The organism is Microbacterium sp. NPDC055442, from assembly GCF_053644215.1.
In genome coordinates, this window is the sequence record NZ_JBSHLF010000005.1 from 13,524 (window position 1) to 25,242 (window position 11,719).

Annotated in this window: 10 protein-coding genes and 3 tRNA genes; 3 read left to right on the forward strand and 10 right to left on the reverse strand. The window is 65.9% G+C overall.

Annotated elements, in window-relative coordinates:
• Nucleotides 1-49: 49 nt before the first annotated feature.
• The 6 genes from ACWIBS_RS12095 to ACWIBS_RS12120 all read right to left on the reverse strand — a co-directional run bounded on the left by ACWIBS_RS12095 (nt 50) and on the right by ACWIBS_RS12120 (nt 6,133).
• Nucleotides 50-580 carry a signal peptidase II gene (locus ACWIBS_RS12095; protein WP_227991983.1) on the reverse strand — a complete coding sequence of 177 codons (531 nt, stop codon included), beginning with the start codon at nt 578-580 and terminating at the stop codon, nt 50-52.
• Nucleotides 577-1,188, reverse strand: a complete 612-nt coding sequence (locus ACWIBS_RS12100; protein WP_187250588.1) for a cadmium resistance transporter — start codon at nt 1,186-1,188, stop codon at nt 577-579. The genes ACWIBS_RS12095 and ACWIBS_RS12100 overlap by 4 nt, the downstream gene beginning before the upstream one ends.
• Nucleotides 1,188-3,104 carry a heavy metal translocating P-type ATPase gene (locus ACWIBS_RS12105; RefSeq protein ID WP_376128852.1) on the reverse strand — a complete coding sequence of 639 codons (1,917 nt, stop codon included), beginning with the start codon at nt 3,102-3,104 and terminating at the stop codon, nt 1,188-1,190. The genes ACWIBS_RS12100 and ACWIBS_RS12105 overlap by 1 nt, the downstream gene beginning before the upstream one ends.
• Nucleotides 3,101-3,460 (reverse strand): Cd(II)/Pb(II)-sensing metalloregulatory transcriptional regulator CmtR, encoded by a 360-nt coding sequence (gene cmtR, locus ACWIBS_RS12110; protein ID WP_319031555.1) that lies wholly within the window; start codon nt 3,458-3,460, stop codon nt 3,101-3,103. Before cmtR ends, ACWIBS_RS12105 begins: the two co-directional genes overlap by 4 nt.
• 269 nt (nt 3,461-3,729) lie before the next feature.
• A complete protein-coding gene (locus ACWIBS_RS12115) occupies nt 3,730-4,251 on the reverse strand; it encodes a hypothetical protein (protein WP_376128850.1) in 522 nt (173 codons plus the stop codon).
• Nucleotides 4,252-4,531: 280 nt separating this feature from the next.
• Nucleotides 4,532-6,133 (reverse strand): ORC-CDC6 family AAA ATPase, encoded by a 1,602-nt coding sequence (locus tag ACWIBS_RS12120; protein WP_376128849.1) that lies wholly within the window; start codon nt 6,131-6,133, stop codon nt 4,532-4,534.
• Nucleotides 6,134-6,492: 359 nt separating this feature from the next.
• On the opposite strand from ACWIBS_RS12120, the gene ACWIBS_RS12125 reads away from it, so the two are divergent.
• Nucleotides 6,493-7,623, forward strand: coding sequence for a tyrosine-type recombinase/integrase (locus ACWIBS_RS12125; RefSeq protein ID WP_376128847.1), 1,131 nt, complete (start codon nt 6,493-6,495; stop codon nt 7,621-7,623).
• A 65-nt stretch (nt 7,624-7,688) separates the two neighbouring features.
• Here the strand turns inward: ACWIBS_RS12125 and ACWIBS_RS12130 are convergent.
• The 3 genes from ACWIBS_RS12130 to ACWIBS_RS12140 form a co-directional block, all read right to left on the reverse strand.
• Nucleotides 7,689-7,761, reverse strand: a tRNA-Phe gene (locus ACWIBS_RS12130).
• A 69-nt stretch (nt 7,762-7,830) separates the two neighbouring features.
• Nucleotides 7,831-7,904: transfer RNA gene (locus tag ACWIBS_RS12135), tRNA-Asp, on the reverse strand.
• A 28-nt stretch (nt 7,905-7,932) separates the two neighbouring features.
• Nucleotides 7,933-8,005: transfer RNA gene (locus ACWIBS_RS12140), tRNA-Glu, on the reverse strand.
• Between the two features lie 235 nt (nt 8,006-8,240).
• Between ACWIBS_RS12140 and ACWIBS_RS12145 the strand changes: the two genes are divergently transcribed.
• Nucleotides 8,241-9,608 carry a peptidoglycan DD-metalloendopeptidase family protein gene (locus ACWIBS_RS12145; RefSeq protein ID WP_376128845.1) on the forward strand — a complete coding sequence of 456 codons (1,368 nt, stop codon included), beginning with the start codon at nt 8,241-8,243 and terminating at the stop codon, nt 9,606-9,608.
• A 342-nt stretch (nt 9,609-9,950) separates the two neighbouring features.
• Here ACWIBS_RS12145 and ACWIBS_RS12150 read toward each other — a convergent pair whose 3' ends face one another.
• A complete protein-coding gene (locus ACWIBS_RS12150) occupies nt 9,951-10,484 on the reverse strand; it encodes an inorganic diphosphatase (protein ID WP_376128843.1) in 534 nt (177 codons plus the stop codon).
• 65 nt (nt 10,485-10,549) lie between these two features.
• Between ACWIBS_RS12150 and tilS the strand changes: the two genes are divergently transcribed.
• Entirely contained in the window at nt 10,550-11,581 is a 1,032-nt protein-coding gene (tilS, locus tag ACWIBS_RS12155; RefSeq protein WP_376128842.1) for a tRNA lysidine(34) synthetase TilS, read from the forward strand.
• Nucleotides 11,582-11,719 lie beyond the last annotated feature (138 nt).

Below are 11,719 nucleotides of genomic sequence, written 5' to 3' on the forward strand. Positions count from 1 at the left end.
CGAGGTAGAGGGCGAGTTGATGGGTGTCCCACCACCGCGCAACGGAATCTCACTCGGTGCTCTCATCCCCGTCGCGGATCATGAAAACTGCTCCGGTGATCGCTGCGGCGAAGATCACGATGTCGGCGATGTTGCCGATGAACCAGTTTCCGTAGGCGAGGAAGTCCACGACGTGACCCCGGGCGAATCCGGGGTCGCGGAAAAGGCGGTCGCCTGCGTGTGAGGCGGCAGCGCCGCCGAGCGCGCCGATGACGATCGCCCATCCCACGCGTTGCACTCGGAACGCGAACACGATCGCTGTGACCGTGGCGGCGACAGCGAGCAGCGCGAACACCCAGGTGAAGCCTTCCCCGAACGAGAATGCCGCTCCGGGGTTATAGGCGAGCTGCAAACCCAGCAGGTCACCGATCAGCGGGATGCGCTCACGCTCGGTGAGGGTCGCTTCGGCCCACACCTTCGTTCCCTGATCAATCAGCACGACAACCACGGCGATCAAGAGCGCTCCACCAGTGAGCTGCCGCCGCGTCGACGACAGCTTGCGCGCAGCGGGCGGATGAGCCTCTGCCTGGGAGAAGGTCATGCGAGCACCTCGAGCAGACGGACGATGACCCCAGATTCGATCAGGATGAACAGGCCCAGACCGATGAACACGGCCGGTACGAGCCAGTGCTCGACGCGCTCCAGCCCCTCCGTGACAGCCTTGTTGGTGCCGATCAGGCGGCCGGCCGCGCACCAGACCGCGACGAGGATCAGGAACACGACGATCATGATCGCGACGTCGCTGGGGGCGCTGGTGCGGAAGATCGGTGTGTAGAGGGAGATGTTGTCGGCCCCGTTGGCGATCGTGATCCCTGCGACGCCCCATAGTCCGACGGCGGTGATCTTGGAGTCATCATCATCATCGTCATCGCCGTTACGGCGCAGGCCGCGAATGAGCGTCCAGATGCCGATGCCGAGCGGGATGAGTCCGAGGAAACCGACCCATTCGTCCGGGACGATGGTGAGACCGAGAGCGGCGATCACGCTGATCACCACGAGGGTGATGAACCCGAGATACTGGCCCGCGACGATCTGCCACGGCCGGGGCTTCCCTCGACTGGAAGCGAGGAACAGCACGGTAAGCACGACAATGTCGTCGATGTTAGTTGCCGCGAACAGGCCGATCGCTGAACCGATGGTCGCGAGCATCAGCTTTCCAGTCGTGGCGTGCGGGTGCGTGCGGCACGCAGGCCGTTAAGGATCACGATGACCTCCGCGACCTCATGGACCAGGACGACAGCCGCCAGCCCCAGGACCCCGAACAGTGCCAGCGGGAGCAGTGCGGTAATGATCAGCAGTGACAGGATGATGTTCTGGTTGATGATCCGTCGACCGCGGCGGGCGTGATCGAACGCCCGCGGGATCAGGCGCAGATCATGACCGGTGAAGGCCACGTCGGCGGACTCGATCGCTGCGTCGGATCCGGTCGCGCCCATCGCGATGCCGATGTCCGCGGACGCGAGGGCCGGGGCATCGTTGATGCCGTCGCCGATCATCGCGACCGGCCCCGCCTTCGACAGTTCCCCGATCGCGGTCGCCTTATCCTCAGGACGCAGTTCCGCACGCACGTCGCTGATCCCGGCCTGCGCGGCCAGTGCACGAGCGGTGCGGGCGTTGTCGCCGGTGAGCATCGTCACGCCGACGCCTTGGTTGCTGAGTGTTCGGACAACCTCGGGGACTTCCGGGCGCAGTTCGTCGCGGACGCCGATCGCGGCGACGGGGGTTCCGTCGCGGTGGACGATGACGACGGTCATGCCCTGCTCTTCCAACTCCGCAACCCGCTCCGCGAGGTCGCCGGCGTCCATCCAGCGGGGACTGCCGACGGTGATTCTCGATCCGTCGACGGTGCCGACAATGCCGTGCCCGGCCTGCTCGGTCACATCTGCAGCTGCGGGAGTCCCCGGCGCCGCGGCAGTGATCGCTGAGGCGAGAGGGTGCGTGCTGTGCTGCTCCAGCGCGGCCGCCCATGCCAGCGCCTGCGCTTCGGTCACGCCGTTCGCCGTGAGCACCGCGGTGACCGCGGGCTCGTTGCGGGTGAGGGTGCCGGTCTTGTCGACCGCGACGTGTCGGACCGTGCCGAAGCGCTCGAAAACGGCGCCGGACTTGATGATCACGCCGAACTTGCTCGCCGCACCGATCGCGGCGACGACCGTCAGCGGTACCGAGATCGCCAGCGCACACGGAGAAGCGGCGACCAACACGACAAGCGCGCGGGTGATCCACACCTCCGGGTCACCCAGCAGCGACCCAATGATCGCGACGAGCGCAGCGAGAACCAAAACTCCGGGCACCAGCGGGCGGGCGATCCGGTCCGCCAGACGGGCACGCTCGCCCTTCTCCGTCTGCGCTTTCTCTACCAGCTCCACAATCGTCGTGAGCGAATTGTCGGTGCCCGCAGCAGTCGCCTCGACCTCCAGGGCGCCGGCGCTGTTGATCGCACCGGCCGACACCGCATCGCCGGGCTCGACCTCGACGGGGATGGACTCCCCGGTGATCGCGGAAGTGTCCAGGCTGGAGCGGCCAGAGCGCACGATCCCGTCGGTCGCGATCCGCTCACCCGGGCGGACCACCATGATCTGGCCGACCGTCAACTCTCTCGCCGGCACCTGCGCGGAGATACCGCCCTGCAGCACTGTCGCTGTCTCCGGCACGAGCTTCAGCAGTGCCCGCAGGCCACCGCGGGCACGGTCCATTGCCTTGTCCTCGAGCGCCTCAGCAATCGAGTACAAGAACGCCAGAGCTGCAGCCTCCTCCACGTACCCGAGGATGACGGCACCGATCGCGCTGATCGTCATCAACAGCCCGATGCCGAGCTTGCCCTTGAACAGCTTCCGGAGCGCACCCGGAGTGAACGTCGACGCACCCAGCAGCAGACCGACCCAAAACAGCACCAATGCCGGGATCTCGAGCCCAGACCACTCGAAGATCAGACCGGCCAGGAACGCAACGCCGGAGAACACCGGCACCATCACCCCGCGGTCTCTCCACCACGGCCGCTCGGCCTCTTCTATCTCTTCGCCCGCCGTCGCGGCAGGCTCGTGCTCGCAGCCACACGCCGCGCTCACGCGTCAGCCCCCGTCCCACAACAGCCAGCCACCGTGCACGATGAATCCACGCAGGGCGCGTGCTCATCGACCGCCAGCGTCACGTCCACAAGCGCGACGAGCGCAGCCGCAAGATGCGGGTCGGCGATCTCGTAACGAGTCTGGCGACCCTCCGGCTCCGCAACGACGATCCCGCAGTCTCGCAGACAGGTGAGATGATTCGACACGTTCGACCGTGTCAGCTCCAGCTCACGAGAGAGCACAGCCGGGTAGCTCGGTCCACCGAGCAGAGACATTAGGATTCGGGAACGCGTGGGATCGGCCATGGCCCGGCCGAGCCGGTTCATGACATCGAGGCGTGAGGCAATAGTCAGCACACACTGAACTATACAGTGATTGATGACCTATCGGAACGGCTTCACCCCAGTCCACATCTCTGGGGCCTGGGTGTAAGCACATCCGGCTCACACCCCACCGAATACGTCTACTGAAACCCGCTTACGGCGCACGTTTCTGGCATTCGATCTGGTGTGCCTTCACTCACCACGCCGCAAACGATCGATTCCGGCGGGTGCAGACCGATCAGCCCCACGCCATGCCTCGTCGAGGGCACGTTTGACGAGCCAGCAAGGGGCGAGGTCGACGGTTACTGTTGCGGAGAGCCCGGCGGCAACGACCAGAGGTAAGCGATCGCCAGATCAGCGACCTGACCTTTCACGCCCAGGATGCGTTCACCGTCGACAACGCGCGCGCGGAGTGCCGCTAGTTCTACCGGCCCGTCCTCGAACTTCCAATCTCGGGCGTCGAGCGTGTACTTCGAGTGGTCTTCGCCGAAGTACAGCCAGTGAGAGTGCACAAGATCGTGCCTGATTTCGCGGAACGAGGCAACGGTGTCTAGCCATTGGCTAACAAACTCTTGCTCTTCGGTCGCCCAGCCGCGACGTTGCATCAGACTTCGAATCGCCTTGAGCTTCTTGTCGAAGTACCTAGTCTTCTCATCGGAGTACTCCCAACCATCGAGGTCGGGTTGGTAGTGGTAGTGGCGGAGGTAGTGCAGAAACCACCAGACGCTCTTCTCAAGTGCGCTCGAGGTGACGGCAATCTTTCCGATGCAGAAGTAGAAGTCGATGCTTACCGGGAGTTCACTCGTTTCGGAGGAAGTAGTCATACTCGACCGTATCGAGGTCAACAACGAGTAGTCGGCTCTTGCCGACCCCGCTAGACGAGCAGAAGCCTGCCGTCCCGTCCCCTCCGGGGCGCCCACCGCGCAGCTGGCCGCTCGTCCCGACGCTGCGCGTTGCACGAACTCGTATTGAAACCGGGTTCCGATATGGCCGAGAGTCCCGGTCCGCGGTCGCACATACGCTGGTCCTTCTCCCGTGAACGATCGTTTCCGGATGGAATCCTGTTAGGTCACAGGAGCGTCTACCACTCGCGACTGGGCGCATCTAAGCGATTCTTGCAAGAATGCTGGGTAGATCGAGGATCGCGCGACGTATGGCGCGATAGTCGTCGTCCGGTACCTCAACCTCGCCCATGACGGTCGAGAACTCGTCACTGTCGTCTCCGCCGAGCAGGCCTTGCGGCGCGGACGTCGTGCCGAGCAGATGGACATAGCAACCGTAGTCGATCTGGAGAACATCGTACCTCTCGCCAGGCTTGTCCTTGCCGGACCATCCGCGCTTGATGATGTGGAGAATGCGCTCGTCCACGAGTCGTTGGATGAGAGGGTGCTCCGTCTGATCCTGTTTGATCAAGAATGCTCGCGCCTTGCGGCCGGAGATCACGTCGTTCAGGATGCGGTCGAGCAGGGCACGGGCGGTCGGAATGCCGTTGAGTTTAGATGCTTTAGTCGTCGTGTAGAGCTGCGACGCAGCTTCACGAACATGCGTCACACCGATCTTTGACCCACTTGCCCGAAGTCCGGCGCGTCCTACGATACTGAGCGCGTCACGGGGCACACCCTCAGCCGCGCGGATGACCTCCTGCAGCGCCGTAACTTGGGTAAAGAGAGAGCCAATTAGGTCCGCTTCAGACTCTGGCGGCTCCTCGTCCATGCTACTCAGTGCGGTTGATATGTGACGAAACAGCAGTGCCCTGAAGAAGGACAACGAGCGCTCGGTCTGTTCCTCACGGCTCCGCGCGGGGAAAACTACGAACTCGTCGAGGTCTAACAGCGGAAACAACTCGGCACCGATCTCCGCGCCGACGTAGCTGCCGCGTTCGCCAACGATGCGCCATTCAGAGCGGTGCGGGATGGCGGCAATGCGCACCGTCACCTTGGGGATGCCGAAGAACAGCTTCCGGAGCATCTCGGCGAGGTAAGGCTGGAGGTCGATAGGAACGCCGCTCCACTCGTCGATGAGTAGCCAAAACCGCCTAGCCGTATCCTCTTCAATGGCGGAGCGCATCGCCCGTGTGACGCCGCCGAAGTGGATCCGGTGTCGGATCACGCCCGTCTGTCGGGTTCGGGCCCCGTCTTCGCGGCCCGTCTCGTTCGTCGAGCTCGCACCAACTTTCAGTTTCGGCAACCCTCCCGGGGTCCACTCAGTCCCGGCGTCGACGGTCGATCCTTTAGCCGACCGATCAGTTCGGGTGTTCTCGTGCTCGGTCTCCTGGGCGATTAGTACCTCCTGGAAGTGATCGAGCATCCGATCGAGTACATCGATCTGCACTTTGATGTTGCCCGCGAATGCGGCTTCTAGCAGTTGTGTGTGAACGATGCTCAGCACGTCGACAACAAGGCGGGTCGCCCTTTCGCTGATGCTGAGGTTGGGGTCTGCATAGCGCCCCTCAGTGGAGCCGACGTCTTGCTCCATGTCGATGTAGACAACCCTGTTACCCTTGGTTCGCTCGGTTTCGGAGACGTATTTCAGTGCGTGAGTCTTGCCCGTACCCCGGCGTCCAAAGATGATTCCGTTGTCCCTCTGACCAAGGGCGGCGGTTAGCGAATCGACCTCAACGTATGTAGCGAGCACGTCGTTCTCGCTAACGAGCTCGGCGCGTTTCTCAACCTCTTGTAGCGCTCGAAGCAACGTCCTCGTATCCATATTGTGCCTCTCGCTGTGGTTCCGCCGCGGTCGCCGGGTGTCTCTTGAACTCTCTCACGAAGGCCTGGTTGTGCGGGGGAGCGCCGAGGGTTCGCGTTCCACTATTTCAGCCACGAGCAGGCTCTAGGTGACAAGGCCAGGATGGCTTCTGGCTTCTGGCTTCTGGCTTCTGGCTTCTGGCTTCTGGCTTCTGGCTTCCGGCTTCTGGCTTCTGGCGTCGAGAGCGAGAAGTGTGTGAGGGGTGTAGCGATTGAGTAGCGCCCTATCTTGCCCGCGGTTGCAACGATGTGGCGGCGTAGCGCCCGTAGCGGGTGAATGCGTCGAGCGCGTGAGCGTCGGTGGTTCGTGATCCTCTTGGAGTGGAGGTCGTCATGGGATCAGTGGAATCGTACGAGACGGCGCGAGGACGGCGATATCGGGTGAGGTATCGGCGTCCTGACCGGACGCAGACGACGAAGCGTGGCTTCAGCACGAAGCGCGAGGCGGACAACTACCTCGCAACGGTCGAGGTGTCAAAGATGCGCGGGGAGTGGCTCGACCCATCCCGCTCAAAGGTGAGCGTCGCAGACGTCGCCGGGGAGTGGATCGCCGGCCAGGTGCAGATCAAGCCGAGTACGCTCTCGGGATACCGATACACGCTTGACCGGCACATTCTGCCGACGTGGGGGAGTCGCCGGCTCGTCGAGATCGGGCATGGCGAGGTGCAGGCGTGGATCACGACCCTGGCGGAGGGACTGGCTCCGTCGACTGTGCGCCAGATCTACTTCGTTCTCGCGGCCCTCATGAAGTACTCCGTGAGGGATGGTCGGATCAATCGCGACCCGACCGATGGTGTGCAGATGCCGCGGAAGCGCGCTACCGACCGTGGGTACCTTTCCCATGACCAGGTGGCGTCTCTCGCGCGGGAGTGTGATGGACACGCGGATCTCATCGCCTTCCTCGCCTATACCGGGCTCCGGTGGGGAGAGATGGCTGCGCTAAAGGTCTCGTCGATCGACTTCTCCCGTAGGCGCGTCGATGTGAAGGAAGCTCTGACCGACGTGCGCGGAACATTAGTTCGCGGAACACCGAAGACGCATGAGCGCCGCTCTGTGCCCTTCCCTGCGTTCCTAGAGCCTCCGATGCGGGCAAGAGCCGCAGGGAAACAACCCCAGGAGTCGCTGTTCGTCTCTAGTCGTGGCCTGGAGATGCGCAACGGCAACTTCCGCAAGCGGGTGTTTCTCCCGGCGCTCAAGCGTCTTCAGGAGCGTGACGCGCGCTTCCCGACAGTGACAGTGCATGATCTGCGCCACACGGCCGCGTCGCTCGCGATCTCAGCAGGCGCAAACGTGAAAGCTGTGCAGCGAATGCTGGGCCACGCATCGGCCGCGATGACCCTCGACGTGTATGCCGACCTCTTCGACGATGATCTTGACGATGTGGCAGGTCGTCTCGACGATGCGGCTCAGCAGGGCGTGGCCAAAATGTGGTCAAGTCCTTCGCCGGGGTAAGGCAAAACCCCCGCCATGTAGAAGCTAGGCGAGGGTTTCTGGGGTGATTGTAACGATCACCCTTGTGGCTCCGACGGGCGTCGATCCCGTGACCTCACGATTTTCAGTCGTGCGCTCTACCAACTGAGCTACAGAGCCGAGTGGCATCCGAGAATGTCACTCCTGAGACGAAAGGCCCTCTCGTAAGAAAGGGCCCGTCGCTCAGAGCGACCCTGACGGGACTTGAACCCGCGACCTCCGCCGTGACAGGGCGGCACGCTAACCAACTGCGCTACAGGGCCATGCGTATTGAATTGTATGCGGAGTATGTGACCCCAACGGGATTCGAACCCGTGCTACCGCCGTGAAAGGGCGGCGTCCTAGGCCGCTAAACGATGGGGCCGAATGAACCTTGGACCGTTCAGACCCGCCGTTCACTTACCGACGCTCAAGCATACGAGATGATTCGGCAATGTGCCAATCGAAGGCGTGCCGTCACGGTCGCAGGGGGCGGGGAGGCGAGACTTGCCCGTGCGCGGCACAGATCCGACCGGCAGGCTGGGGTGCGGCATCCCCGTTGCGTCTGTGAATGATGTTGCTAGTGTGAACGAGGTTGTTTCTCTCGGCAGGAGGTTGCGGTGAACCCCGAGCAGGCCCACGACGAGTGCGGCTGCGCGCCCTCCGAGTCGGAGCGGCGCCGTCTGTGGCCGTCGCTCAGCCGGCGCTCCGCGCTCGGCCTCGGCGTGCTCGGCGCGGCCATCGTCGGCGGTCTTGCCGGACCCCTCGTCGCTCCCGCGTTCGCCGCGTCGTATCCCACGTGGGACGAAGTGCAGCGCGCCAAGGCCAACGAAGCGGCGAAGGCCGCGCAGGTCGCCAAGATCGAGAGCCTCATCTCGTCGCTCACCACAGAGGTGGCGCGCAAGAACGCCCTCGCCGAGCAGGCCGCCGACGAGTACTTCGTCGCGCAGCAGGAGTACCTCGAAGCCGCCTACCGTGTGGAGCAGCTGCAGGCCGAAGCCGATGCGCAGGCGGGTGTCGCGAAGGATGCCGCCGACAAGGCCGGCCGCGTCGCCGCTCAGCTGTACCGCAACGGCGGTGACGACACCTCGCTCGAACTGTTCTTCGCGGGCTCCGCAGCGTCCGCCGACGACCTCCTGGCTCGCCTCGGCACGATGGACAAGCTGCTCGAGCGCAACAACGACGTGTACGCGCAGGCCATCACGGCCCGCGACGCAGCACAGGGCATCAGCGACCAGGCCGAGATCCAGCGGCAGGAGCGCGATCGGCTGCAGGTGATCGCGGAAGAGAAGATGGCCGCCGCGCAGAAAGCCGCTGACGCGGCCGCGGCCGCCCTCGCCGAGCAGGAGCAGTACCTCGGCACGCTCGAGGCGCAGCTCGCCGCTCTCAAGGACAAGACCAGCAAGACGGTCGCGCAGTACGAAGAAGGCGAGCGGATCCGCAAGGAAGCCGAACGCCGCGCCGCCGAAGAAGCCGCCCGCAAGGCCAGGGAAGAGGCCGCCGCGATCGGTGGCGGCGGCGGTGGTGGCGGCGGCGGTGGTGGCGGCGGCGGCGGTGGCGGTGGTGCCGTCGGCGGCAGCGGTTGGGCGCGACCGTCGAACGGGCGCTTCACCTCGGGGTACGGTCCCCGCACGGGTCAATGCGGCCCGCAGGGCTGTGCGAGCACGTGGCACCTCGGAACCGACATGGCCGCAGGCTGCGGAGCAGGCATCTACGCCGCTTCGGCCGGCACGGTCTCGATGGCGCAGGTCTACAGCGGGTACGGCAACTACATCCGCATCGAGCACGGTGGCGGCATCGCCACCGGCTACGCGCACGCGGCGCAGCTGCTCGTCGGCCGCGGGCAGTGGGTCAACGCGGGGCAGCTCATCGCGCTCGAGGGCATGACCGGTCGGTCCTTCGGCTGCCACCTGCACTTCGAGGTCTACACCCCCGGCGGCACGACCAACCCGCAGAACTTCATGTCTGCCCGCGGCATCTGGCTCTGACCCCGGCCCCGGCCCCGGCCCCGCTCCCGTGCGCCCCGGCGCACTCCCGCCCCGTGCCTTGTGCCGCCGCCCTCTCGTTGACTTGCGTCCTATGTCGGCGACGCGCCGGGCGCCGCGCGCACAAGGCGCAAGTCGGGCCCGGGGAGGGCGGGAGGGGTGCCGCCGCCCTCTCCTTGACTTGCGTCCTATGTCGGCGACGCGCCGGGCGCCGCGCGCACAAGGCGCAAGTCGAGCCCGGGGGAGGGTGAGTGTGATCACACCCCGGAAACTGACTTGCGCCCTATGCTGACGACGCGCCGGGAGGCGCGGACATAGGGCGCAAGTGACCTCGAGGAGTGCGCGTCAGAGCGTGTTGGGCGCGACGCCCTCACCCTGGGTCTTGGTCTGGCCCTCGTGCTCGGCGAAGCGTTCGAACGCCTCGGACACGAGACGCTCGGCTTCGGCGGCGCCGGCCCAGTCGTCGACCTTGACCCACTTGTTGGGCTCGAGGTCCTTGTAGTGCTCGAAGAAGTGCGAGATCTCGTTCTTGGTCCACTCGTCGATGTCGTCGACGTCCTGGATGTGGGCCCAGCGCGGGTCCTTCGCGAGCACCGCGACGACCTTGTCGTCGCCGCCGGCCTCGTCGCTCATCTTGAGCACGGCGACGGGGCGCACGCTCGCGAGGATGCCGGGATACAGGTCGCGGTCGAGCAGCACGAGCACGTCGAGCGGGTCGCCGTCCTCACCGAGGGTGTTCTCGAAGAAGCCGTAGTTCGTGGGGTAGCCGAACACCGTATAGAGGATGCGGTCGAGGAAGACGCGGCCCGTGCCGTGGTCGACCTCGTACTTGACGCGGCTGCCCCGCGGGATCTCGATGACGGCGTCGTACGCGCCCATGCTTGTGCTCCTAGAGTCAGGGAAAAGGCCGCGACCAGCCTAGTCGCGAGGGTCCGCGGCGCAGAATGTGCACGCGGCTGCGCGGGTACCGTGGTGAGGTGACCGACCACAGACCGGGCCTGCACCCCGCCGTCGCCGACGTTCGCCGGGCCGTACGCGGCGCACTCGCGGCCGTGCCCGACGGCTCGGCCGTCGTCGTGGGGCTCTCCGGCGGGGCTGATTCGCTCGCGCTCGCCGCCGCGACGGCGTTCGAGGCCGCAGCGCGCGGGATCCGGGCCACGGCGGTCATCGTCGACCACGGGCTGCAAGAGGGATCGGGCGACGTCGCCGCCGCGGCGGCGGGTCAGGCCGAACGCCTCGGCCTGCGCGCACGTGTCGTGCGCGTCGAGGTGGGCGCCGACGGGGGGCCCGAGGCCGCGGCGCGCACCGCGCGCTACGACGCGCTGCGGGAAGCGGCATCCGAGCTCGGTGCCGGGGCGGTCCTCGTCGGGCACACCCGCGACGATCAGGCCGAGACCGTGCTGCTCGGGCTCGCGCGCGGCTCGGGGACCGCGAGCCTGCGGGGGATGGCGGTCAGCTCCGACCTCGGCGGGCTCTTGCTGCTCAGGCCTCTTCTCGGTCTGGCACGCGCGACGACGCGTGCCGCGTGCGAGGCGGAGGGGCTTCCCGTGTGGGACGACCCCCACAACGACGACCCTCGCTACGCCCGGATCCGCGTGCGCGAGACGGTGCTGCCGATGCTCGAACGCGAACTGGGCCCGGGGATCGCCGACGCCCTCGCCCGCACCGCCGCCCAGCTGCGCGAGGACTCCGAGGCGTTCGACGAGATGATCGCCGAGACGATCGAGGACATCGTCGAGCACGCCGAAGCCGGTATCGCCGTGTCCGTCGCGGCGCTCGCGGCCAACCCGGCGGCGCTGCGGCACCGCATCATCCGGCACGTCGTGGCCAGCGAGTTCCACGAGAGCCTGACGCGGGCGCAGACCCTCGAGGTCGCCCGGCTCGTGACCGACTGGTCGGGGCAAGGCCCGCTCGACCTTCCCGGCTGCACCGCGCGCCGCGAGGGCAGCCGCATCGTCTTCGCCGCGCGTATCTGACCGCCCCGGCTCCGCTGCGCCGGGTCTCCCCGGCGGATTCTCGCCGCCCGCGGTGGCGGCTGCGCGGCGACCCGCGGCAGCGGTCTTGACACCCGTGAGAGCCCCGACCTACACTCGCTGACACGCTCTCCATTCATA